This is a genomic window from Paraburkholderia sp. RL17-380-BIE-A, from assembly GCF_046028085.1.
In the GTDB taxonomy this organism is placed as follows: domain Bacteria; phylum Pseudomonadota; class Gammaproteobacteria; order Burkholderiales; family Burkholderiaceae; genus Paraburkholderia.
The window spans coordinates 1-24,417 of the sequence record NZ_JARESQ010000004.1 but is presented as its reverse complement, the minus strand read 5'-3'; the positions used below and the strand labels follow the sequence as shown (position 1 = coordinate 24,417).

Sequence of the window (24,417 nt, the reverse complement as noted above, 5' to 3'; positions counted from 1 at the left end):
ATCCCATGACCGCTTCGCTGGGCAGCGGCTCCCTCATCACTTTCGTTTGAGTTTGCAATGACACGTTTCAATTGGCAAAACCCGTATCCCACCCCCCGTTTGCCCGTCTTCGCGCGCAACATTGTTTCGACTTCCCATCCGCTTGCGGCGCAAGCCGGCTTGCGGATGTTGTGGAAAGGCGGTAACGCCGTCGATGCGGCTATCGCGGCGGCGGCCGCCATCACGGTGGTCGAGCCGGTCTCGTGCGGTCTCGGCAGCGACGCGTTCGCTCTGGTGTGGGACGGCGCGAAGCTGCATGGGCTGAATGCGTCGGGCGTGTCGCCCGCCGCATGGAGTGTCGATTACTTCAAGCGTAAGTACGGTGAGGAAAACGGTCTCGCGAAGCAGCCCAAACGCGGCTGGGATGCGGTGACGGTGCCGGGTGTGATCGCCGGCTGGGAGGCGCTGCATCAGAAGTTCGGGTCGCTGCCGTTTGCGGACCTGATGGAGCCGGCCATCGAGATCGCCGAGCGCGGGCACGCGGTGGCGAGCGTCGTCGCGTACAAGTGGGCGGCGGCCGTGCCCGAGTTGAAAGATCAGCCGGGCTTTGCCGACACCTTCATGCCGCGCGGCCGCGCGCCGGAAGTGAGTGAACTGGTGCGCTTTCCGGGCCACGCGATGACGCTGCGCAAGCTGGCCGAGCAGGGTCCGCGCGCGTACTACGAAGGCGAGATCGCCGAGCAGATTGCCGCGTTCTCGCGTCAAGGCGGCGGCGCGCTCACAATGGACGACCTGCGCAATTACCGCGCCGACTGGGTCGAACCGATCAGCAAGGACTATCGCGGTCATACGGTGCACGAGATTCCGCCGAACGGGCAGGGCATCGCCGCGTTGATCGCACTGGGCATTCTCGAACAGTTCGACGTGGGTGCGTTGCCGGTCGACGGCATCGAATCGCAGCACCTGCAGATCGAAGCCATGAAGCTGGCGTTCGCCGACGTCTACCGCTACGTTGCCGATCCGCGTTCGATGGAAGTCACGCCCGAGCAGATGCTTGACGACGCGTACCTGAAGTCGCGCGCCAAACTGATCGATCCGAAGCGCGCCACGCAGTTCGATTTCGGCATGCCGAAGGCGGGCGGCACCATCTATATGTCGGTGGCCGACGAGCGCGGCATGATGGTCAGCTTCATCCAGTCGAACTACATGGGCTTCGGCTCGGGCATCGTCGTGCCGGACGCCGGCATTTCGCTGCAGAACCGTGGCTACGGTTTCTCGATGGATCCGAAATCGGCGAACGTGGTGGAAGGCGGCAAGCGGCCGTTCCATACGATCATCCCCGCTTTCCTGACCCAGCAGGTGGACGGCCGCCAGGAAGCGGTGATGAGCTTCGGCGTGATGGGTGGCGACATGCAGCCGCAAGGGCATCTGCAATCCATCGTACGCATGCTCGACTACGGTCAGCAGCCGCAGGCCGCGTGTGACGCGCCGCGCTGGAAGGTCAATCGGGACTTCACAGTCGACGTCGAGGCGACGCTCGATCGGGACACCGTGCGCGCACTCCAGGAGCTCGGTCATACGATCAAGTCGATTGAGGATCCGTATATGGATTTCGGTTCCGGGCAGTACATCTGGAAGCTCGACCGCAACGACCCCGAGCGCGGTTATGTTGCCGCGAGCGACACCCGGCGCGACGGCCTGGCCGCAGGGTTCTGATGCGGGCAGCTGTCCCGGACGCCTGGGCTCTCGCGGACGGCGATCCGCTGTTCGCGAGAGTGCGGCCTGGAAGAGCGGCATAGCGTCTAGCGGGACGCTCGGAGATCAGTGAACGCATGCCGAAAGCGCAGCGCGGCGTGATGCGCTTCACGACCCACGCGCTTAGTTGCCGTGTCGTGTTTGCGTCATGAAGCTGGCGCGGGTTCGGTCACGGCTCAAGCGGAGGTGATGACGAATGTGCAGCGATAGTCGCAGCGACAAGGTATTTCGCGCGGATTGCCTTCGTGGCGGCTATTGGTCGAACCGACGTGACATGCCTCGGTGCTCGACGCCGGATCTGCCTCGCTCGTGGGGCGTGTCTTCAATCAGTACGATAGTGCCGGCGACGGCAACCTTGCCGTTTGTTTGCCTTACGCGCTCGTAGCGGGCATGAACTGCCGCCCAACAAAATCGATGTGCGCGAACATCGCCTGCTGCGCGGCTTCCGGATTGCGTTCACGCACTGCGAGGAAAATCAATTCGTGCTGGCGCATGCGCATGGCGGATTGCACGGCTGCATTCGCGTTGTTCGCGGTGGCGTCGAAGGTGTTCGCGGCGATATGGTCACGCAACATGGTGATCACGCTGGCATAGAACTGCCCGAGCATGCGGTTATGCGCCGCTGCGGTCAGCGCGGTGTGAAACTCACCGTCCATTCGCGCCTCGGTATCGACATCGTGCCCGATCACCGCATCGTGCATCCGCGCAAGCAGAGACTCCAACCGGCGTAGCTCTTCGGGTGTGGAGCGCTGCGCTGCGAAACGTGCTGCCGCGCACTCAAACACCATTCGGAACTCGAGTGTCTCCTCGCGCAGCGGCGGGTGCTCGGCGACAAGTTGGAGCCACGGCGAAGTCAGTGCGGGAAGCTGCTTCTGCACCACATATACACCGCTGCCACGCTTCGCTTCGAGCATCCCCTTGCTGATCAGGTGACGGATCGCCTCACGCACGGTCGGACGCGACACACCGAAATGCTCCGCGAGCACGCGCTCGGCCGGCAGGCGCGCAGATAAAGCCCAAGTGCCGTCAAGCACGTTTTCCTCGATCTGCCGCACAACCTTGTCGAGGATGCCGGATGAAAGTCTGTGAAATCCCATCTCTGCTCCGGCCGAAGTGGCCTGACCAATTTGCGCCGCTCCTGGCAAGAAACGACCATTTGGCAGAACGGGCACATTGAAGAGATGCATCAATCTCGGGTGCGTCCGTCCCCCACGATTCAGGAGAAAAACATGACGGATTCTACTTCACTGGTCATCAGGCTGCATGCGGACGACGACGTCGCAATCGCGCGCGGTCCGATACCTGCGGACACGACGCTCGCCGAGGCCGGCGGCATCGTTACGCGCGACGATATCCCCGGTGCGCACAAGGTTGCGCTGCGCGCGCTGAAAGCCGGCGATCCGGTGCGGCGCTATGGGCAGATCATCGGTTTCGTCACGCAGGATATCCAACCGGGTGCGCACGTGCATACCCAGAACGTGTCGATGGGCGATTTCGCGCGCGATTACGCGTTCGGCAAGGACGTCAAGGCGGTTGCGCCTGCCGGAGAATCGCGGACGTTCATGGGCTTTCGTCGTACCGATGGCCGGGTGGCTACGCGAAACTACATTGGCGTGGTCAGCACGGTCAACTGTTCGGCAACCGTGACCAAGCTCGTCGCGCAGCACTTCTCCGCGCCCGGCAGGCTGGATGCGTATCCGAACGTCGATGGCATCGTGCCGGTCACGCACAGTTTCGGTTGCTGCATTGATCACAATGGCGAAGGCGTGCAGCAATTACGTCGTACGATTGGTGGCTATATCCGCCACCCGAATTTCGCGGGCGTACTGGTGATCGGGCTCGGCTGTGAAGCGAACCAGATGGGTGCGCTGTTTATCGCGGAAGGTGTCGAGCCGGGTGCAACCATGGTGCCGCTCGTGATCCAGGAGCATGGCGGCACACAGAAGACCGTCGATGCGGCAATCTCGGCGATCGAGGCGATGCTGCCGGCTGCGAATGAGGTCAAGCGCGAGCCCTTGCCGATCTCCAACCTCAACATCGCACTGCAATGCGGCGGCTCGGACGGTTACTCGGGCATTACGGCGAACCCGGCGCTTGGCGCCGCGGTCGATCTGCTCGTTCAACACGGGGGCACCGCCATCCTCAGTGAGACGCCGGAGATCTATGGTGCTGAGCACCTGCTGACGCGCCGCGCGATTACCGCGGAGGTCGGCGAGAAAATCGTCGAGCGGATCCACTGGTGGGAAAGCTACGCGGAGCGGGAAAAGGGCAGCATCGACAATAACCCGACGCCGGGCAACAAGGCGGGCGGGCTCACCACGATTCTCGAGAAGTCGCTCGGCGCGGTCGCCAAGAGCGGCTCGACGCCGCTGATGGGGGTGTACCGCTATGCCGAGCCAGTCGACACGAAGGGACTCGTGTTCATGGATGCGCCAGGCTACGACCCGATGGGCGCGACTGGCCAGATTGCGAGCGGCGCGAACCTCGTTCTGTTCACAACCGGCCGCGGCTCATGCTTTGGGGCAAAGCCGGCGCCGTCAATCAAGCTCGCGACGAACACGAAGATGTACACACGCATGGTCGACGACATGGACATCAACTGCGGCGACATCATGGATGGCAAGACGACGGTCGAGCAGAAGGGCCGCGAGATCTTCGAGATGATCATCGAAGTCGCATCTGGCGCGCAGAGCAAGAGTGAAGCGCTCGGGGTCGGCAACGAAGAGTTCGTGCCCTGGATGATCGGCGCGCAGATGTAACGCATCCTTGAAGCGGACTGCGGCAGAGCCCTGGCAGCCTGCGCAGTCCGTGAAGTTGCCTTATTGAATATGGACAACGGTGGGGCGCCACGCTCACCCGACCGGGCGCGTCCTCCGACGGAGACGAATCGAAATGAAGATCAAGGAAACCATCGAGAGATTTCCCGGTGGCATGATGGTGATTCCGCTGCTGTGGGGCAGCCTGCTTAACACGTTCTTCCCGCATGTACTGACCATCGGCAGTTTCTCAACCTCGCTCGCGCACGGAGCGCTGCCGATTCTCGCGGCGTTCTTCGTCTGCATGGGTGCCGAAATACAGTTGAAAACCGCGCCGCGCGCGCTGAAGAACGGCGCGGCGATCACGCTCGCCAAGCTCGCGAGCGGGGTGGCGATCGGCTTGCTGGTCAGTTATCTGTTCAAGGGGCGCCCGGTGTTCGGGCTGTCCAGCATGGCGATCATCGCGGCGATGACCAACGCGAACATGGGGCTCTACGCGGCGCTGACCAAACAGTTTGGTGACGAGGTCGATCGTGGCGCGCTCGCGGTACTGTCGATTCTTGAAGGCCCATTCGTGACCATGCTCGCGCTCGGCATGTCCGGTCTCGCCAGGATTCCCTTTATCGACCTGATCGCGACAATCCTGCCGATTCTGATCGGCATGCTGCTCGGCAACCTCGATCGCAACATGCGCGCGTTTCTGAAATCAGGCAGTGATCTCCTGATTCCTTTCTTTGCTTTCGGCCTCGGCGCGCAGATCAACCTGCACTCGATCCTTGGCGCGGGCGCGTCGGGCATCCTGCTCGGGCTCGTAACGCTCATCATTGGCGGCGTGGTCAACATCGCGGCGTCCCGTCTCGCCGGTGGTTCAGGCGTGGCCGGTGTCGCCGTGTCGACGACCGCCGGCAACGCGGTCGCGACGCCAATCGCCATTGCAGCCGTCGATCCGCACCTCGCGTCGCTCGTCGCGGTCGCCACACCGCAGATTGCCGCGTCGACGATTGTCACGTCGCTGCTGGCGCCGTTGTTGACCGCACTATTTGCGAAGTATTGTGCGCGGCAAAGAAAGATCGTGGGCGACGAAGGATTCGCGCCTTCACGACTCGCTGAGCGGGCAGACGGGATGTAAGCGCCTGCGGGCTGCCGCTCTTCGACCTCCATTCGTAATCAACATAAGCAGTCCCAAGGTGGGTTGCTTTGACCGGCGTCCGCTTCACAGGGCGGATTCAACAGTGGCTAAGGGGCGATCGACGGCGAGCCGTTGTCGATTGCCCCGTTACCCGGCAATTTCCGCATTCGGCCTCGCGTTGCGTGTCATCGCTAGTGGCGGATTGCTCGCACAGCAATGGCACGCGTTTGACCGGATTGTCAGGCGATTGCGCGGGCAACGGAATGACGCGAGCGGTGCCGTGATTGGAAAACATCCGGGGCGCCAGCTTGGCGTCATCGACGATCCGAAAACGCTCGACGCGATGCCGCTCAAGTTGACAGCGATTTCGCTGCGCCGGGAACTCATGTTTCCATCGCGGGTGGGCGTGTCGCCCGCTAACAAATAGGCACCTTTGAACAGGCGTTGCAACGATCCGGCGTTGACCGGACGGGTGGTCTGCTAAGGGCTCACACCCCAATCGCGAAGCGTTTGCGGATCGAGCGGTTGCCCGCACGGCGCTTTTGCTACGAGCCGTTGACGCGTCTTGCCGGCCATTGCGTCCTTGATCCCGACAGGCCACGAAATTTTGTCGCGTCGTCGAGAACGTCGAAAGCGATGAATCTCGTCATCGCGATCGGCGATGGTGCCTTTCCAAAAGACCACGAACGAGCCGGCGTGCCTGATGCATGATGCTTCCACACCAGAATCAATTGCGAAACCGCATGGCCGTGTTGATCACGGTCGATAAATTGATGGAGTGAGACGAAGCAATGCAATTCGACCAAGCGATGAGTGGTCCGCGAACCCTTTACGACAAGATCTGGGAAGCTCACCGGGTCATGACCCGCGACGATGGGCAGGACCTGCTGTTCATAGACCGGCATTTCGTCCACGACGTCACGGCTCAATCGTTCGACATGTTGCGTGAGCGTGGACTCAAACCACGCTCCCCCAAGCGTATCTTCGGCACGGTTGATCACTACGTTTCCAGCATGGCGAACGATCTGGCGTCCGTGGAGGACCCCGAGCGGCGAGGCATGATCACGGCTTTGCAACGTGATTCAGCGGAGTCGCGCATCACGCTCTTCGACATGGATGACTCGCGGCGCGGAATCGTCCACGTCGTCGGACCCGAGCAAGGATTAAGTCTGCCTGGCATGACCGTCGTCTGCGCCGACAGCCACACATCGACCCACGGCGCGCTCGGTGCGCTGGCATTCGGCATCGGCGCAACCGAAGTGGCGCACGTGCTCGCCACACAATGCCTGTGGCAGCGCAAATCGAGCAATATGCGCGTCGTCCTCGACGGAAGGCCGGGGCAGGGCGTTACCGCCAAAGACCTGGTTCTTGCCGTGATCGCGCGGATTGGCGTGGCCGGCGCGGCAGGCCACGTGATTGAGTACACCGGCTCGGCCATCGCGGGTTTATCGATGGAAGGGCGGTTGACGCTGTGCAACATGACCATCGAGGCGGGCGGCCGTGCCGGAATGATCGCTCCCGACGACACCACGTTCGCTTATCTGTCCGGCCGTCCTTACGCCCCCAGAGGCGCACAGTGGGAGCGGGCGATGGCGCACTGGCGCGAGTTGTTCACCGACGCAGGCGCGGTGTTCGATCGCGAGGTGTATATCGACGTGGCTGATATTGCGCCCATGGTGACATGGGGAACCACGCCTGAATACGCATGCGCGATCGATCGCCGCGTGCCCGATCCTGCGGATGAGGCTGACCCCGATCTCCGGGCGTCAATGTTGCGGGCACTCGAATACATGGGACTGAACCCGCACGAGGCGCTCGAAGGCGTGGCGATCGATAGAGTTTTTATCGGCTCATGCACCAACGGGCGGATTGAGGACCTGCGCAGCGCGGCCGAGGTCGCGCGCGGTCGCCGCGTTGCACCCGGCGTCGAGGCATGGGTGGTGCCCGGATCGCACCAGGTACGCGCGCAGGCCGAAGCCGAAGGGCTGGACCACGTGTTCAGGGAAGCCGGTTTCGAGTGGCGCTTCCCCGGCTGTTCGATGTGCCTCGCGACCAACGGCGATATCGCTGCCCCTGGCCAGCGCTGTGCCTCGACCTCAAACCGTAATTTCGTGGGACGCCAGGGGCCGGGTGTGCGCACGCACCTGATGAGCCCGTCCATGGCTGCCGCCGCCGCGGTGACAGGTCGCCTGACGGACGTGCGCCGCCTCATGGGAGTCTGAAGATGGACAGCCTGAACTACCTTGACTCAGCCGCGGTGCCGATTGCAGCCATCAACTGCGATACCGACCAGATACTGCCGGCACGCTTCCTCCAGAAACCTCGTTCCGACGATTTCGGCCAGTTTCTGTTCCGTGCGCTGCGCTTCGACCACGACGGTGCGGAGCGACCGGACTTCGTGCTCAACCAGATGCCTTACCGGGAGTCTCGCATCGTCGTAGCGAACCACAATTTCGGATGCGGTTCGTCGCGGGAGCACGCCGTCTGGGCGCTGTATGACTACGGTATCCGTGCGGCGATCTCGCCACGCTTCGGCGACATCTTTTTCATCAACTGCCTGAAAAACGGGCTGTTACCGATCGTGCTGCCCGAGGCCGTGGTTTTGCCACTGCTGGACACCCTGGTGGCCAGTCCGGGTAGCCGCATTGCCATCGACGTGCCCGCACAGACGGCGACGTTGCCCGACGGCTCTGTCCATGTCTTCGAGTTGGAGCCCTTTGCGAAGCAGTGTCTGCTGCGCGGCATGGACGAGATCGACTACACACTGTCGCATCAGGACCGCATTGACGGGTTCGAGCGCAACCGTGCCCAAGCTTATTGAAGACGCACTCTCACGGATAACAACCAAGGAGAAGTTCAGATGAAGATTGCAGTCATGCCGGGTGACGGTATCGGCACAGAGGTGGTGGCGCAGGCTGTCAAGGTACTGCGGATCCTGGCTCCTCATGCCGAGACTCAGGAGGCGCCCATCGGCGAGGCGGGCATTCAGGCCCATGGTGTGCCGCTTCCCGAACCCACGCTGGCGTTGGCGCGCAAGGCCGATGCGATCCTGTTCGGTTCGGTGGGGGTGGCCGACGAGGCCGATATCCCGCGTGAACGTCGTCCCGGTACAGGATTGCTGCAATTGCGCGAGGCGCTGACGCTATATGCCAACTTCCGGCCGGCCTACATGTTCCCGGAACTGATCGGCGCTTCGACCTTGCGGCCCGAGGTCGTCGATGGGCTGGATATCGTCATCGTGCGTGAATTGAATGGCGACGCTTATTTCGGCCAACCGCGCGGGTTCGAAACCAACCAGGCCGGAGAGCGCGTAGGTTTCAACACAATGCGCTATTCGGAATCAGAGGTCGAGCGGGTTGCGCGTGCTGCCTTCGAAAGCGCGCGACGCCGCAGCCGCAAGTTGTGCTCGGTGGACAAGGCGAATGTGCTGGAGGCGAGCCAGTTGTGGCGCGAAGTGGTTACGCGCGTCGGGCGCGATGAGTACCCGGATGTCGAACTGAGTCATCTCTTCGTGGATGCCGCCTCGATGATGCTCATGCGTCGACCCAAGCAGTTCGACGTAATCGTCACGGGCAACCTGTTTGGAGACATTCTCTCGGATGCTGCGGCCATGTTGACCGGTTCAATCGGCATGCTGCCTTCAGCATCGCTGGGCTATAACCGGAAGGGTTTGTACGAACCTGTGCACGGCTCGGCGCCGGACATTGCAGGCAAGGATATCGCCAATCCGCTCGCCGCGATCCTGTCGCTTGCGATGATGCTGCGTGAGAGCTTCGGCATGGAAGATGCCGCGATCCGCGTCGAGCGGGCCGTGCGTGCAGTGCTAGCCGCCGGCTATCGAACTGCGGACATCCATCAGGAGGGCACGCAATCCGTGGGCACCCGAGACATGGGCGATGCGGTAGTCGAGGCACTGCGCAAGCAGGCAGCGTAAGCGCGCATTGCCAAGCAGGACAAAAGTCAGAAGCACGAGGGTCGGGAGCATGAGGAGCCGATGATCCTCGGCCGTTCTCAGCATCACAGGAATCGGGGTCGTGAAGACCCGGTCCGTCCTCGGTGGTAGGTCGCACCCAAATATCCCCGGAAAGGGAGGAGACAACCATGAAGCTGAAATTTGCCATCGCGCTTTGCGTCGCGTTCGAGCTTGGCTGCGGTTCTGTCGCGGCCGTGGCCAAGGACGTGCCTGAAAAACCCGAACTTCACATTGCGGCCGCCTCCGTCGGCATCACCTATCTGCCCATGCTCGTCGCGATGCAACGCGGCTACTTCAAGGACGAGGGGCTGGATGTGCACATCGCTGCCTTCTCCGGTGGGTCCAAGACATTGGAGGCGTTGTTGGGTGGGAGCTCCGACATGGTAGCGGGCGCCTATTCGAACACCATCACGATGGCTACCAAGGGGCAGCACCTCGTGGTGATCGCGGCGCAGGTCATTTGTCCCGGCTGGATCTTTGGCGTGTCCCAGAAGCGTCAGGCCGAAGTCAAGTCGACGAAGGATCTGAAGGGTATGCGTATCGGCGTGAGTGCGCCCGGCTCCAGCACTCACATGGCACTGAACTACATCCTGCACAAGGCGGGCCTTCAGCCCTCGGACGTCTCCATCATCGGTGTTGGCCAGGCTGCGGGAGCGGTAGCGGCAGTGAGGGCGGGTCAGATCGATGCGCTGATCGTCAATGATCCGAGCGCCACGATCCTGACCAAAGACGGCAGCCTCAAACCTTTGGAGAACATGCGTACCGCGGAGGGTAACGTCAAGGTGTTCGGCTCGGATTATCCCGAGTCGAGCCTGTTCGCGACTCAGGATTTCATCAATAAGAATCCGAAGACGGTACAGGCAGTCGCCAATGCGATCGTGCGCGCGGAGAAGTGGATCGCCAAAGCCACGCCTCAGCAAGTCGCTGACAATGTGCCGCCTGAGTACCTGGGCGAGAACAAGGCACTGTATGCGGATGCCTTCACGAACAGCCGCCGTTGCATCGCACAGAACGGAGAGATCACCGTAAAAGGCGCACAGACCGTGCGTGATGTGCTGTCGGCGTTCGACCCCACCGTGGCGTCGGCCAAAATCGATCTCGCCTCGACCTATGACAACCGGTTTGTCGAGAAAGCGGCGGAGATCCAGCCATGAGTACCGCGCCGTGCACTATCACTCTCGAGCATGGCCAGACAGCGATGCGTGAGGCTTTGCGCTTTGACAACGTGACCTGCACCTTCGCCGGCAATGGCAAGAACGCTCAGACCTACACCGCCGTTTCCGGCGGGAATCTGACGATCGGCGACGGCGAGTTCGTCTCGATCGTCGGCCCTACGGGCTGTGGCAAGTCCACGTTGCTGAACGTGGCGGCCGGGCTCACCCGGCCTTCGTCGGGCAGCTTGAGCGTGTTCGGCGAGAAACTGAGCAATGGCCTGAACACGCAAGCTGCCTACCTGTTCCAGGTCGATGCACTCATGCCCTGGAAGACGGCCGAAGAGAACATCGCGATGGGCCTCATCTTCCGTGGCACGCCTCGCGATGAGGCGCTTGAGGTGGCGCACGAGTGGATTGAGCGGGTGGGGCTGCAAGGCCATGGCAAAAAGTATCCGCACCAGATGTCGGGCGGCATGCGCAAGCGCGCCGGCCTGGCGCAGGCACTGGCGCTGAATCCTCGCATCATTCTGATGGACGAACCGTTCAGTGCGCTGGACATCCAGACCCGGCACCTGATGGAAAACGAGCTGCTGAGGCTGTGGTCGCGCGACCGTAAGTCCGTGATGTTCGTGACCCACGATCTGGAGGAGGCTATTTCCTTATCGGACCGCGTCATCGTGCTGTCGGCGGGCCCGGGTACGCGGCCTATCGCCGAGTTTGAAATCGACCTCGTGCGTCCACGCGAAATGTCAGAAATCCGTATGACGCAGCGGTTCCTGCAACTGCACACCCAGATCTGGGACGTGCTTCGAGGGGAGGTTCTGAAAAGCTATGCGCGCAATCGTGTTTGACCCAAACAATCGCGTTGTCGTTCTCGTCACGCGGCTCGCACTTCTGTTCGGCGTTCTGTTTCTGTGGTGGATCGGCACCAGTCAGAAATGGTTGTCGCCTTTCTTCTTCGGCGATCCGTTGGGCGTTGCGCGTCGCATCGTCGAATGGACCGTGACCGGCTCGGTGTTTCGCCACCTGTACACGACTTTGCTCGAAACCATGCTGGCGTTCGCCATCGGTACGGTGTCTGGTCTCGCGTGCGGACTATGGCTCGCGCTCAATCCGTTCCTCGCGGTCGTGTTCGATCCATTTATAAAGGCCATGAATTCCATGCCACGCCTGATCTTTGCGCCGATCTTCGCGCTCTGGTTTGGCCTCGGCATCTGGTCGAAGGTGGCGCTGGGCGTGACGCTCGTCTTCTTCGTGGTGTTCTTCAACGTCTTCCAGGGCGTGCGCGAGGTCAGCCCTGCGGTGTTGTCCAACACCCGCATGCTGGGCGCCAATGCACGTCAGCTGATGCGGCACGTCTATCTGCCTTCGGCGACGAGCTGGGTGTTCTCAAGCCTGCACAACGCGATTGGTATCGCGTTTGTCGGAAGCGTGGTCGGTGAGTATCTGGGCTCGGAGAAGGGCGTAGGGTATCTGATTCTGCTGGCTGAGGGCGTGTTCGACATCAACTCGGTGATCGCGGGCATTCTGGTGCTGACCTTGTTTGCACTGGTGCTCGATACAGCGGTATCCGTCGTCGAAGACTATCTGCTGCGCTGGCGCCCTGTCGCCGGGCAGACCGTTGCCGTGAGCGCATGAGTGTGCCGGCCGCGCTCGACAATCCAACATCAAGGAATCTATCTTGCAGACCAACGCAATCAACCTGAAGGATCGCATCGCTGTTGTGACCGGCGGCGCACAAGGCATCGGCCTGGAGGTCGGCCGCCGGCTGCTGGCCTCTGGCGCGCGCCTCGTGATCTGGGATATCAATGCCGCGGGCCTGGAGCGGGCCCGTACAGAACTGGGACACCCCGATGTTCACGTCGAGCGTGTTGATATCGCCGACTATGCGAGCGTCGAAGCTGCCGTCTCGGGTACGCTGAATGAGGCGGGACGCATCGATATCCTGATCAATAACGCGGCGATCGTTGGCCCTAATGCGACCTTGGCCGAGTATCCCGTCGACGTCTGGAAACAGGTGATCGACATCGACGTCAATGGCACCTTCCACTGTTGCCGCGCCGTGGTACCCGTGATGATCCGACAGAACTACGGCCGCATCGTGAATCTGGCTTCTGTCGCTGGCAAGGAAGGCAACCCCAACGCCGCGGCGTACAGCTCGGCGAAGGCTGCCGTGATTGCCATGACCAAGTCGCTTGGAAAGGAACTGGCGAGCCACGACATCGCGGTCAACTGCGTGACGCCCGCAGTGGCGCGTACGCCAGGCGCGATGGAGCAGTCGCCCGAGCATATCCGCTACATGCTGGGCAAGATTCCGCGTGGCCGTTTTCTCGAACTAGACGAAGCAGCCGCGATGATTGCCTGGCTTGTCAGTGAAGAGAATTCATTTACCACGGCCTCGGTTTTTGATCTGTCGGGTGGCCGCGCGACCTATTGAAGGGAACATAGAAAATGAAGCTATTGCGCTACGGTCCGCCCGGCGAAGAGAAGCCGGGACTGCTCGACGCCGATGGAAACTTGCGAGACTTGTCGGGCCATGTGGCCGACATCTCCGGCGACACGCTGCTGCCCGCGAGTCTGGCCCGCCTGAAAGCGCTCGACGTCACTTCGCTGCCGCGCGTGGAAGGCAATCCGCGCCTGGGTCCATGCGTGGGCGGTACGCGAAAATTCATCTGCATCGGGCTGAACTACTCCGACCATGCCGCCGAAACGGGCGCTGCGATACCGCCGGAGCCCATCGTCTTTATGAAGGCTGTCAGCGCGATCGTGGGTCCGGGCGATGCCATCGAGATCCCGCGCAACTCTCTCAAGACGGATTGGGAGGTGGAACTGGGTGTCGTGATCGGCAAGCCCGCGAAGTACGTGAGCGAGAGCAGTGCGATGGATCACGTGGCCGGCTACTGCGTGATCAATGACGTGTCCGAGCGCGCGTTTCAGGCGGAGCGCCAGGGGCAGTGGACCAAGGGTAAGTCGGCCGACACTTTCGGTCCAACAGGCCCGTGGCTGGTGACTTCAGACGAAGTGCGCGATCCGCAAGCACTGCCCATGTGGCTGGAGGTGAATGGCCACCGCTACCAGAACGGTAATACGGCCACCATGATTTACGGCGTGCGTTACCTTGTAGCCTACCTGTCGCAGTTCATGTCGCTGCAACCGGGCGATATCATATCCACCGGCACGCCGCCGGGCGTTGGGTTGGGGCAGAAGCCGCCCGTGTATCTGAAACCCGGTGACGTGGTGACACTCGGCATCGAGGGCCTGGGGCAGCAACGCCAGAACGTCGTACAGGGCTAAAGAGTCGCCGTCGAACCGATCTGGACAACAAGGAGACAACATCGTGCTAACGATCAGGCGCCTGCTGTTGCCGATATTAGCTGCCTGCCTCGCGCTGACGAGCCACTCGGGCGCGAGCGCTGCCCCGGCGCCAGCGCCGGAGAAACCAACACTTCACCTGGCCGCCGCTGGCGTTGGCTTTCCCTACTTACCCTTCGTCATTGCGCAAAGCCGGGGCTATTTCAAGCAGGCGGGGCTGGACGTCGACATTGGTGTATTTAGCGGCGGCGCGAAGGCGCTGCAGGCAATGTTGGGCGGCAGCGCCGACATGGTCGCGGGTGCTTATTCCAACACGATCACGATGGCGGTCAAGGGGCAGAAGTTGGTCTCGTTCGTGACCCTGGCTTCTTGCCCTGGCTGGGTGTTCGGTGTGACACGTGCCAGCCGTGACAAGGTCAAGACCTATGCGGATCTTAAGGGGATGCGCATCGGCGTGAGTTCGCCCGGTTCGAGCTTCCACATGGGCGTCAATTATCTGCTTAACAGGGCCGGCCTCAAAACGGGGGATGTCTCGATCATAGGCGTGGGTTCGTCTGCCGGTGCGATTGCAGCGGCACGCAGCGGGCAGATCGATGCATTGATGAGCAACGACCCGGTCGCGACCGTACTGCAGGGCAGCGGCGATCTTTTCCCTCTGGCCGTGATGCGCGACCCCGCCGCAACCCGTGCGACGCTGGGCGGCGACTACCCGGAAGCCTCTGTCTACACCACGAGGGAATTCGCGGCCAGGTATCCCAATACGGTGCAAGCCGTGACAAACGCTGTCCTCGAGGCCGAGCGCTGGATGGCGCACGCCACGCCTGAGCAGGTGGTCGAAGCAGTACCCGCCCAATATGCTCTCGCCGACAAGAATGTCTTCGCTCGAGCCTACGGCAACATGCAGAACTGCATTTCGCGCGATGGACTGATGACGGACGCCGCGGCGCACACCGTACGCGATGTGCTTGCCGCATTCGATCCCGACATCGGCAAGGCCTCGATTGACCTGAAAGCTACGTATGACAATCATTTCGTCGAAAATGCCAGCAAGCGGTGACTTGCACGGAGGTCAATGATGGAGAACGGCATCCATATCGTGGCTGAAGGGCTCAAGTTTCCCGAAGGACCCGTGGCGATGGCCGATGGCTCAATCGTGCTGGTCGAAATCGAGCGCGAGACCATCAGCCGCGTGACGCCCGACGGCACGGTCAGCGTATTGAAGGAGGTGGGTGGCGGGCCCAACGGGTTGGCCTTGGGCCCGGATGGAGCCTTCTACATCTGCAATAACGGTGGTTTCCTGTTCCGTACCATTGCCGGTCTGAATCGCACCAAACCAGGCGTACATCCGCGTTATACCAGCGGGCGCATCGAGCGTTTCGACCCACACACGGGGGATCTGAAGACTGTGTACGACCGCTGTGGTGAATACCCGCTATGCGGTCCCAACGACATCGTGTTTGACCACAACGGCGGCTTTTACTTCACCGACTTCGGCAAGAACCGGCTGCGCGAGCGCGATCATGCCGGCCTCTATTACGGGCGAGCCGACGGATCAATGATCGTCGAAGTAGCCTACCCGCTCACGACGGCGAACGGAGTTGGCCTGTCGCCTGACGATCGTGTCGTGTACGTGGCGGAAACCGAAACCGCGCGCTTATGGGCATTCGATCTCGAGGCGCCCGGCAGGGCCCGCAAGCATCCTTATCCGTCTCCGCATGGTGGTCGCCTGATTTGCGGGCTACCGGGCTACCAACGCTTTGACAGCCTGGCCGTGGACGCAGAAGGAAATATCTGCGTGGCAACGCTGGTCACGGGTTGCATCACGGTGGTGGCGCCTTCCGGTGAGGTACTGCGGCAAGTGACGGTGCCCGATGGCATGGTGACCAACATCTGCTTTGGTGGCGCCGACATGAAGACCGCTTACGTCACGCTGTCGGGCACGGGGCGCCTGGGGACCTTGAACTGGCCGCAAGCGGGGTTGAGACTGGCTCATTCCTGATGGCTACGTGCAAGCAAGTGCTTGAGGAACAGTTGGACCGGTGCGGGGAGCGTTTCGGCCTCGCGCACGCAGATCTTCCAGTGTCGTTCGGCCCAGACCTCGTCGAGCTGCACGGCGACGAGGGGCCCCGAGCTCACATAGCGGCGGGCATGATGTTCAGGCACCAGCCCTATGCCAAGCCGCGCTTCGACCATGCTGCGCACGGGTTCAAAACCATTTACCCGGATCGACAGCTTGAGCGGGTGGTCCAGGTCTGCTGCCGCGCGCAAGACGAGCGAATTCAGATAGCTACCAGCTTGTGGTCCCACCAGTGGGTACTGGGCCATCTCGCGAAATTTCACCTTGTCTGCATGGCTGAGTGGATGATCGGGCGGCATGATCACCACCAGCCGGTCACTGTGATAGGGAAATACCTGCAGGCCGGCGGTCACCGTCGTGCCGCCGAACACGCCAATGTCGGCTGTGTTCTCCGCGACTGCGCGGACCACGGCTGGGCTTAAACTTTCCTGCAGGTCGATGCGCAGTCCCGGGTGCAGTGCCAGGAAGTCGCGAATGTCGTTGGCAATGTACTGGACGATGGTCGAGAGGCTCGCATGTAGCCGGATCTGTCCACGCACGCCCTCGGCATGGTCGAGCAGTTCACTTTCCATTTGTTTGACATCGCGCAGCAGCACGCGGGCGTGCTGCAAGAGGGCGGTAGCCGCGATCGTCAACTCGAGCCCTTTGTTGCTCCGCACAAAGAGGGGGGTCTTGAGGGTGTCCTCAAGTTGAGACATACGCTTGCTGAGCGCAGAAGGCGCGATGTTTTCGGCTTCTGCCGCGCGGGCAATACTGCCGTGCTCGCAGACGGCAACGAATAGTTTCAGCGACTGGAAATCAAAACGCATTGAGTCTCCCGAGGCGCGGTCTTCTCGTCGCGCCGTACTTTCTCGTGGCGGAAAGAAAGTATGCACGGGGGCGGTCGCGAGTGCAAAAAAAACTCCTGTACGCGGGAGAGCGTTCTGCGCCGATCATAGATGTCGTGCTAGCGCTTCAGTTGGGGGCGACGGTATTGCCACGAGGTGAGGGCCATCCCCGACACCAGGTCGAGGCGGCCGGCTTGAACCCGGGGCCGCTTACCTCGGCGAGCCAGTCGAGTGCGACCCGAAGACCCTCACCCTTCGTGAGCCTCCGATGTGAGTACCGCAACGCCGTCAGCGGCCCGCACCCCTTGGCCCGCTGGCAGCACGAAGAGCGGATTGATTTCCGCTTCGACAATGCGTCCGTCAAGCTGCAGCGCCATTCGCGCAAACGCGACGATGGCGGTCACAAGGGCATCAATATCAGCGCGCGGCCGTCCACGATACCCATCGAGCAAAGGCCAGGTTTTCAGTTCGTGAATCATCCCGAGTGCGTCATCGCGGGACAGCGGTGCGTCGGCAGAGAGGAGTCGCATCGTCGTGTCCTTGAACAATTCTGCGGTGACGCCGCCCATGCCCAGCAGCAACGCTGTGCCCAACGGGTCTCGATGAAGGCCGAGAATCAGTTCCGTTCCACCGGCCACCATTTCCTGAACGAGAAACGCATTCGCGGATAAGCCAGTTGCGGTTTCAACGTCGTCCCGCATGCGGTTCAGGCGCGCGCCGATGCTGTCAGCCGTGACGCCAACCGCTACGCCGCCGACATCGCTCTTGTGGGTGATCGTGTTCGACAGCAGTTTGAGCACGACCTTGTTACCCAACTCGCGAGCGGCGCTCTCGGCTTCATGCGCGTTCGTAACGACACGCTCGCGTACCGCTGTCACACCAAAGCGGGCAAAAAGCTCTTTCGCCTGCGCTTCGTTGAGTGATCCGGCGGGCAGATCGTTTACGTTGACTTCTGATTCAGCGTGTCGTTCGGCCACACTTACGGGGCATTGCATGGACTTGCCGTGCTGCCACATCGCCGCAAGTGCGCTCGTCACGCTTTCGGGCGAAGGGAAGGCCGGCACTCCCTGCTCGTTAAGCAACCGCATGATCTCCGGGGCGTGAGGGCTCACAAATGCCATCACGGGTTTGTCACTACCGGGCAACGAATCGCGGATTGCGCCGGCCATCAGGTCAGGCATCGCGAGGCCCGACGATCCAATGATAACCACGACCGCATCGTAAGCCGGACTGTCGAGTAGCGTGCCAATCGCGCCGCGCAGGAGAGCCGGTTGCAGACCAGCAAGTGTCACATCGATCGGATTGCGGTCGAGCACCGCATGGTCGCCGGTCTGGAGCGCGCGCAGCTTCGCGGCCGTCACCTCGTCAGGAGGCGGGGTGTCGAAGTTCGCCATGCCCAGGCTATCGGTGACGAGCGTGCCGGCACCGCCGGTCGAGGTCAGAATCGCCACCCTTCGCCCGGAGAGCTTGCGGCGCGTCGCGAGTGCATGAGGAATATCGAGCAAGTCGGAGAACGTCTGGGCGCGAATCACGCCGACCATGCTGAAAAGCGCGTCGTACATGCGGTCGGAACCTGCCAGCGCGCCCGTATGCGAGACCGCCGAGCGCGCGCCTGATTCGGAGCGCCCGATCTTGAAGACCACGACCGGCTTGCCTGCTGCCGCCGCCCTTAGCGCCGCGCGCCGGAACCGGTCCGGATGACGCAGCCCTTCCATGTAGAGCGCGATAACGGAAGTCGAATCATCGTCAACCAGATAATCGACAAAGTCCGCCATGTCGAGATCTGCTTCATTGCTCGTCGACACCAGCTTTGACAGGCCAATGCCGCGCGCCGCCGCGCGCGACAACAGCGAGCCAAGAATCCCGCCGCTTTGTGAAATCACGCCGATCCCGCCGACCGTGAAAGCGTCGGTCTCCAGCGCCCCGCTTGCCGACAGCGTGATGCGATCGGTGAGATTGACGAGTCCGATCGTATTGGGGCCGAGCAAGCGCATGGATCCTGCTGCCTCGATCAATTGCGCCTGACGCCTCGCACCTTCCTCGCCAATTTCCGCATAGCCGCTCGCCAGCACGATTGCAGCGCTCGTCCCGCGGCTTGCCAGATCCCGCACCGCAATGTGGGCGCGCTCAGCGCCGAGCAGGACGATACCGACATCGGGCGCATGCGGCAACGACGCTACGTCGGGATAGCAGGGCAAGCCGTCGATCGAGTCGTAGCGCGGGTTGACAGGGTAGATGTCGCCGTCGAATCCGTGCTTCCTGAGGTAAGCCACCGGGCGGCCTGAAGTCTTGGCTGCGTCCGCCGATGCGCCGATCACTGCTACGCTCGTCGGGCGCATCAACTTTGAAATTGCGTTCATGTCGATCTCCTTCGTGCTCACCGGGCTTTGTTCAGGAATGCGAGCACCGAGTCGCGATGTTCACTGCTTGTGTAGCAGACAGCCTGTGCCTGGCTGCCTTGTGCAAACACCTGATGCGCGGACAGCTCGTAGCTCTGATTGAGGATGCTCTTGCCAAGCGCGAGTGCCGTGGCCGAACCCTGGCTCAATTCGGCGGCCCAGGTGTGGGCGTCGGCAATGAGCGAATCAGGCTCGCTCAGGCGATCCGCGATCCCGATTTCCAGCGCTTCCTTCGCATCCACCTTGCGCCCGCTGAAGATCAGTTCCTTCGCCCGCGCGAGGCCGACCCGTCGCGGCAAGAAGTACATGCCGCCACCATCGGGAATCAGCCCGCGTTTGATGTAGCTCCACGTGAAGCTCGCCTCGTGCGACGCGAGGATAAAGTCACAGGAGAGCGCCATATCGGCACCCAGGCCCGCCGCTGCGCCGTTGACTGCCGCGATGGTCGGTTTGGGCATCGAGTAAAGCAGATTGACCGTGTGATGAACGATCTGCTGACGTGACCAGCCATTGAACGCAACCTCGCCCGCTGGGGCTTCCATGCGCTGCGCCATACCGCTGACGTCACCGCCAGCGCAAAACCCCTTACCGTTGCCGGTCAACACCACGGCGCGTACCTCCCGGTCGCGCGACACAGTCTCCAGCGCCGCGATCAGTTCGGCGCGCATTTCGTTGGTGATGGCGTTACGCTTTTCAGGACGATTCAGCGCGATCGTGGCGATCTGCGAGTCGATAGTGAGTTGAATAGTGGATGTGGTCATGCGTGTCTCGATGGTTGAATTGGAGTCGACCGAGAAGGTCGATCTGCTGATGCAGCTTAGCCCCACCTGCCATCCCAGGACACCCCGTCAATTCCACTCTGTGGAACGGAGCGTATTTCATCCGAGGGATCGAGCAATTCCACTGCATGGAATTGGAAGATTGTCATCGCGCGTTCGGCGCCGATAATGGATTCCAACGCAGGACACTGGCCATGACTAACCTGCGGCCCAATACAAGTCTGGAGACATGATGCACGCAGCCCGTTCCAATCCAATCGACGTCAGCGCCGTCGCGCAACCACAGGCAGAGGCCGTCTACCGGAAAGTCACCTGGCGGCTGCTGCCGTTCCTCTTTATCTGTTACGTCTTCGCTTATCTGGATCGCGCCAATATCGGCTTTGCGCATCTGCAGTTCTCGCGCGACATCGGTCTTTCCGACGCCGCATTCGGTTTGGGCGTAGGCCTCTTCTACGTCGGTTACATGCTCTTTGAAGTACCGAGCAACTTGTGGCTCGCGCGAGTCGGCGTGAGAAAAACGCTCATGCGGATCATGGCGTTATGGGGCATCGTTTCGGCGGGCACCGCGTTCGTGCAAACGCCGGCGCAGTTTTACATCGCGCGGGTGTTGCTGGGCGCAGCGGAAGCAGGATTTTTTCCCGGCGTGATTCTCTACTTCACCTACTGGTTTCCGGCCGCGCGCCGGGCGCGGGTCACGTCCATCTTCATGACGGCGATCTGTGTATCCGGCATTATCAGTGGGCCGGTGTCGGGATGGATTCTCAATAGCATGTCGGGCTTGCTTGGCTACAACGGCTGGCAATGGCTGTTCCTTCTCGAAGGACTTCCGTCCGTGATCGCCGGTGTCTTTGCCTATGTCTATCTGACGGACCGGCCCGAGCAGGCAACCTGGCTCACGGACGACGAGAAGACCCTCCTTCTGGCAGAGCTCAACCGCGATGCGCAAACGAAGGCTGCACGCGCTCATGGTTCGATCTGGGTTGCGTTGAAGGAGCCGAAGTTCTATTTCCTGACGTTCGCCTATTTCAGCGTGCCGTGGGCGAGCATCGTCGTGCATATCTGGGCGCCGAGCGTAATCCAGAAAAGCGGTGTGTCGAACTACTGGCACATTGGGCTTCTTTCCGCGATTCCTTATGTGGTCGGCGCAGTGGTGATGTATCTGCTCGGCCGGAACTCGGATCGTATGCTGGAGAGGCGGTGGCACTTCATGGCAAGCGCATTGATGGCCGCGCTGGGCGTCGTGCTTCTGCCGGCGGCGGCGAATCACGCAGCGATTCTGGTGGCACTGCTTTGCGTTGCGACTGCAGGTTATCTGGGCATGCTGTCGCTGTTCTGGACAATGCCACCCGCGTATCTGTCGAGCTCGGTCGCCGCAAGCGGCATTGGCCTCATTAGCAGCCTCGGGCAGTTTGGCGGGATTTCTGCGCCCTCGGTGATCGGTTACGCATCGACGCACTTTGGTAGCAGCGCCGTGGGCCTCTATGCCGTTGCAGTCGTCTCCGTTCTTGGCGGTCTTGCAGTGGTACTGGGTATTCCAGCGCGCGCGATCAGTGAACGCCGGGAATGAAGGAGACGCTGGCTGTCTTCAGCCTTCCTGGCGCGCGCATGCGGCTGTAATGTCGTCGCGTAGACGCAGCAGGGGCGCCCCGAGCTCGCTGACAACGCTGTCTTTTGACGCCGCTGTGCGGACGCTAAAGTTGAGCACCAGCAAACGATGACCGGGAATGGCGAGCGGCGTCGCGAGTGCGATCACTTCCGGCTGCCAGCTTGTAGCGCAGAAGCCGCTTCGGCGCACCTCATCTACCGCATCAGTGATTTCGCGCGCGAGGCGCTCCCAGCCGCTGCGCTTGCCAGGTCAAGCTCGATGAGCTCGATACTCCCGCCACCTGCTGCCGCTTCTCTCTGCACGCCGCTGATTGCTCGTTCCGCTTTACTCAAATCGCGCGCTGCTCCGACGACGGTCGCGCCGCGGGCAGCGAGGGCTCTTGCCGTCTCCACGCCAAGCCCGGCAGATACGCCTGTCACCAGAATTCGTTTTCCGTGAAGCTTGATGCCAGACAGTACGTCGTCGGTTGTTGATGTCGCACCAAAATGTTCGCTCATGTCATCTCTCCGTCACTGTAAGATTGACGCCACCCTGCCATCCGATAAAGCGGAGACATCCTCCGTTTCATACATAATAAACGGAGTATCTCTCCGTTTGCAAGTGCCGATTCGCCCATGACTGATTCCATACCGAAAGAACGGAAACCGAGAGCGGACGCTCAGCGCAATCGCGAGCGCATCCTTGAGGTTGCAAAGGAGGCTTTCTCACACGAAGGCAGCGATATCAGCCTGGATGATGTCGCCCGCCAGGCCGGCGTTGGTCCAGGAACGCTGTATCGCCATTTCCCCACGCGCGAAGCTTTGCTGGAGAGCGTTTATCGCGCGGAGGTCGAGCGGCTCGCGCAAGAGCAGCTCCGCCTGACAGACGAGTTGCCTGCACTCGACGCTCTCAGAGAATGGATGCTGCTGTTCGTCGATTACATTGCGACAAAGAAGATCATTGCGCCTGCGCTGAATTCGATAGTGGGCGGGGCGTCGTCCGAACTGTTCGAGTGCTCGGGAAAACAAATCAAGGCTGCAATCCGGACGCTGGTTGACCGAGCGGTTGAGAGTGGAGATGTCCGTGCAGATCTCGAGCCACTGGACCTTCTGCGCGCACTGGTTGGAGTATCGAACGTAGCTTCGGCTCCAGACTGGCAACAAAGTGCCAGGCGACTGGTGGGCATACTATTGCTCGGATCCAAACCGATCGACGGATAGGCGCTGTCCTTGTCAGAACTCCGAACGAACACCTGTTTCGGCAGGATTGCCGGTGGCCGGGCAGCGTCGGGGAACGGTGCGGCGCCGGCACTAGCGTATATCCGGGAACGTCCCGTCCATCAAACCAGAACGTGACCGCTGTCGACAACGATGACCGGTAAAGTCAAGCGACTCGCCGCGCGTGCCAGGAGGTAGTCGTTTCAACGCCCCCGCGACGCCCCGGCTCTGCCTGAGAGAAATGCTGGGGGGGGCTGTTTTCCATTTCGGAGGAAAGATGCTGCGGGGGATCTTGCAGTGAATTCCCTGGCGGGCATCGACCACCTGCGTGACGGAGAAGTCCGCGGCGACGCTCATTAGCGAATAGGCGTAGTCGCGTGAGAGGCCTTGCTGTTCCGTAAGCAGCAGCAACATGCCGCGTGAAGCGTTTTTGGTCGCGACGTCGAGGTCTTCGTCGAAGCCGTGGACGATCCAGTAGTCCGACGTTTCCGGCCGCGGCGAGGGAAATCTGAAGTCACGCCGCAGCACGATCTGGAACATCACATTGAGCGACGCCTCGATCGCGGTGCCGCTGATTTCGCCATCGCCTTGCGATACATGCGGGTCGCCGATCGAGAACAATCCGCCGTCCACGGCGACCGGGTAGTACATGCTGGAGCCCGTGCCGATGCGCCAGTTATCGATATTGCCGCCGTGCGCGCCCGGCGGCACGGTGCTCACGCGACCTGCCACGTCAGGCGCGACGCCTGCCGTGCCCAGATGACGGCGCACCGGTACGCGAATGCCTTCGAGCGCGGGTTCGCGGCAGCGGTCGCGGATCTCCGAGCGTTTGCCCGGCACGAGATATTTGCCGGGATAGTCATACGCATACAGCGCGTGAGCCGTGTTCGATGCCTGATCGAGTTCGTAGATAGTGACGCGTTCCTTCTCGAAGTCAGTGAACAGATGGCCCCAATGCGCGGCGAGATTCGAACCGTAGTTGAAGCGCGGAATCATTTGCAGATTGATCGGCTCTGGTGCAAATGGCGGAGCTTGTCGAGGAAATCTGTTTTGATAGGATGCCTCATTGATCCGAGAGGAGCACATTCCAAACCACAGGCACAGTGATGTCCTCGAGGCGAAGTTGGGTGAGGCTAAATTGTCCTTTGCGAAGGCGATGCATCAATTCAACACCCGCCAGCGTGATCGCGGCGTTCCTGAATTGCTTGGAACTACGCATGACGCTCGTGCGTGACTTGATGTTGACAATGCCTGACTTCTCAGTGACGAAATCCAATTCAGCAGCCCCCAAAAAGAAATTTTCAAATGTACTTGACGGGGTGGTGGCTGATCTTCATAATTCGCCTCCCGTTAGATGACGGACGCGAAGAAAGCAGAGCTCTCCAAGCGAATGATCTTTAAAAATTAACAGCCGATAAGTGTGGGCGCTTGATGCGCGATGCGGGCCGGATTCTTCGGAATCTGGCGCAAAGCAG

20 protein-coding genes and 3 pseudogenes are annotated in these 24,417 nt (G+C 61.4%); 16 read left to right on the top strand and 7 right to left on the bottom strand.

The genetic code is table 11. The annotated features are described in order from the left end of the window. Window positions 1-57 precede the first annotated feature (57 nt). The gene (locus P0D68_RS07605; protein ID WP_408303466.1) at window positions 58-1,695 is read left to right on the top strand and encodes a gamma-glutamyltransferase family protein; all 1,638 of its coding nucleotides are present in this window, start codon (window positions 58-60) and stop codon (window positions 1,693-1,695) included. Window positions 1,696-2,105: 410 nt separating this feature from the next. Here P0D68_RS07605 and P0D68_RS07600 read toward each other — a convergent pair whose 3' ends face one another. Continuing rightward, window positions 2,106-2,831, bottom strand: coding sequence for a FadR/GntR family transcriptional regulator (locus P0D68_RS07600; RefSeq protein ID WP_091794176.1), 726 nt, complete (start codon window positions 2,829-2,831; stop codon window positions 2,106-2,108). Between the two features lie 132 nt (window positions 2,832-2,963). Here P0D68_RS07600 and P0D68_RS07595 point away from each other — a divergent pair, with 132 nt between their 5' ends. The 13 genes from P0D68_RS07595 (at window position 2,964) to P0D68_RS07535 (ending at window position 16,057) form a co-directional block, all read left to right on the top strand. Further along, complete coding sequence (locus tag P0D68_RS07595; protein ID WP_408303465.1) at window positions 2,964-4,493, top strand: UxaA family hydrolase; 1,530 nt, start codon at window positions 2,964-2,966, stop codon at window positions 4,491-4,493. Between the two features lie 133 nt (window positions 4,494-4,626). Beyond that, on the top strand, window positions 4,627-5,619 hold the full coding sequence (locus tag P0D68_RS07590; protein ID WP_091794173.1) for a 2-keto-3-deoxygluconate permease: 993 nt from the start codon (window positions 4,627-4,629) through the stop codon (window positions 5,617-5,619). A gap of 202 nt (window positions 5,620-5,821) precedes the next feature. Continuing rightward, window positions 5,822-6,046, top strand: coding sequence for a hypothetical protein (locus tag P0D68_RS07585; protein ID WP_408187071.1), 225 nt, complete (start codon window positions 5,822-5,824; stop codon window positions 6,044-6,046). A gap of 364 nt (window positions 6,047-6,410) precedes the next feature. Beyond that, entirely contained in the window at window positions 6,411-7,841 is a 1,431-nt protein-coding gene (gene leuC / locus P0D68_RS07580) for a 3-isopropylmalate dehydratase large subunit (protein WP_408303464.1), read from the top strand. A 2-nt stretch (window positions 7,842-7,843) separates the two neighbouring features. Next, window positions 7,844-8,440, top strand: coding sequence for a 3-isopropylmalate dehydratase small subunit (leuD, locus tag P0D68_RS07575; protein WP_408187069.1), 597 nt, complete (start codon window positions 7,844-7,846; stop codon window positions 8,438-8,440). A 39-nt stretch (window positions 8,441-8,479) separates the two neighbouring features. Beyond that, window positions 8,480-9,553: a 3-isopropylmalate dehydrogenase gene (gene leuB / locus P0D68_RS07570; RefSeq protein ID WP_091794168.1), complete on the top strand. Its 1,074-nt coding sequence runs from the start codon at window positions 8,480-8,482 to the stop codon at window positions 9,551-9,553. Window positions 9,554-9,720: 167 nt separating this feature from the next. After that, a complete protein-coding gene (locus P0D68_RS07565) occupies window positions 9,721-10,746 on the top strand; it encodes an ABC transporter substrate-binding protein (protein ID WP_408187068.1) in 1,026 nt (341 codons plus the stop codon). Then, window positions 10,743-11,597, top strand: a complete 855-nt coding sequence (locus P0D68_RS07560) for an ABC transporter ATP-binding protein (RefSeq protein WP_408187067.1) — start codon at window positions 10,743-10,745, stop codon at window positions 11,595-11,597. Before P0D68_RS07565 ends, P0D68_RS07560 begins: the two co-directional genes overlap by 4 nt. Further along, window positions 11,578-12,384, top strand: coding sequence for an ABC transporter permease (locus P0D68_RS07555; RefSeq protein WP_408187066.1), 807 nt, complete (start codon window positions 11,578-11,580; stop codon window positions 12,382-12,384). The genes P0D68_RS07560 and P0D68_RS07555 overlap by 20 nt, the downstream gene beginning before the upstream one ends. 43 nt (window positions 12,385-12,427) lie before the next feature. Further along, window positions 12,428-13,183: an SDR family NAD(P)-dependent oxidoreductase gene (locus P0D68_RS07550; protein WP_408303463.1), complete on the top strand. Its 756-nt coding sequence runs from the start codon at window positions 12,428-12,430 to the stop codon at window positions 13,181-13,183. 14 nt (window positions 13,184-13,197) lie between these two features. Next, window positions 13,198-14,040 carry a fumarylacetoacetate hydrolase family protein gene (locus P0D68_RS07545; RefSeq protein WP_408303462.1) on the top strand — a complete coding sequence of 281 codons (843 nt, stop codon included), beginning with the start codon at window positions 13,198-13,200 and terminating at the stop codon, window positions 14,038-14,040. 43 nt (window positions 14,041-14,083) lie between these two features. Then, entirely contained in the window at window positions 14,084-15,115 is a 1,032-nt protein-coding gene (locus P0D68_RS07540) for an ABC transporter substrate-binding protein (protein ID WP_408187063.1), read from the top strand. Between the two features lie 18 nt (window positions 15,116-15,133). Then, a complete protein-coding gene (locus tag P0D68_RS07535) occupies window positions 15,134-16,057 on the top strand; it encodes an SMP-30/gluconolactonase/LRE family protein (RefSeq protein ID WP_091794152.1) in 924 nt (307 codons plus the stop codon). On the opposite strand, the gene P0D68_RS07530 is transcribed toward P0D68_RS07535, so the two are convergent. The 3 genes from P0D68_RS07530 to P0D68_RS07520 all read right to left on the bottom strand — a co-directional run bounded on the left by P0D68_RS07530 (window position 16,048) and on the right by P0D68_RS07520 (window position 20,122). Beyond that, window positions 16,048-16,944, bottom strand: coding sequence for a LysR family transcriptional regulator (locus P0D68_RS07530; protein WP_091794150.1), 897 nt, complete (start codon window positions 16,942-16,944; stop codon window positions 16,048-16,050). The genes P0D68_RS07535 and P0D68_RS07530 overlap by 10 nt on opposite strands. A 266-nt stretch (window positions 16,945-17,210) precedes the next feature. Then, window positions 17,211-19,322 (bottom strand): acetate--CoA ligase family protein, encoded by a 2,112-nt coding sequence (locus P0D68_RS07525; protein WP_408303461.1) that lies wholly within the window; start codon window positions 19,320-19,322, stop codon window positions 17,211-17,213. A gap of 17 nt (window positions 19,323-19,339) precedes the next feature. Beyond that, window positions 19,340-20,122 carry an enoyl-CoA hydratase/isomerase family protein gene (locus P0D68_RS07520; RefSeq protein WP_408303460.1) on the bottom strand — a complete coding sequence of 261 codons (783 nt, stop codon included), beginning with the start codon at window positions 20,120-20,122 and terminating at the stop codon, window positions 19,340-19,342. Between the two features lie 250 nt (window positions 20,123-20,372). On the opposite strand from P0D68_RS07520, the gene P0D68_RS07515 reads away from it, so the two are divergent. Next, window positions 20,373-21,707: an MFS transporter gene (locus P0D68_RS07515; RefSeq protein ID WP_408303499.1), complete on the top strand. Its 1,335-nt coding sequence runs from the start codon at window positions 20,373-20,375 to the stop codon at window positions 21,705-21,707. A gap of 242 nt (window positions 21,708-21,949) precedes the next feature. Here the strand turns inward: P0D68_RS07515 and P0D68_RS07510 are convergent. After that, a pseudogene (locus tag P0D68_RS07510) lies at window positions 21,950-22,243 on the bottom strand (SDR family NAD(P)-dependent oxidoreductase); the annotation flags it as partial. A gap of 117 nt (window positions 22,244-22,360) precedes the next feature. Between P0D68_RS07510 and P0D68_RS07505 the strand changes: the two are divergent. Continuing rightward, window positions 22,361-22,945, top strand: a complete 585-nt coding sequence (locus P0D68_RS07505) for a TetR/AcrR family transcriptional regulator (RefSeq protein WP_091794136.1) — start codon at window positions 22,361-22,363, stop codon at window positions 22,943-22,945. A gap of 255 nt (window positions 22,946-23,200) precedes the next feature. Here P0D68_RS07505 and P0D68_RS07500 read toward each other — a convergent pair. Both P0D68_RS07500 and P0D68_RS35635 read right to left on the bottom strand, forming a co-directional pair. After that, window positions 23,201-23,944: pseudogene (locus P0D68_RS07500) on the bottom strand (acetamidase/formamidase family protein); the annotation flags it as partial. 61 nt (window positions 23,945-24,005) lie between these two features. After that, window positions 24,006-24,185, bottom strand: a pseudogene (locus tag P0D68_RS35635) (IS6 family transposase); the annotation flags it as partial. Window positions 24,186-24,417 lie beyond the last annotated feature (232 nt).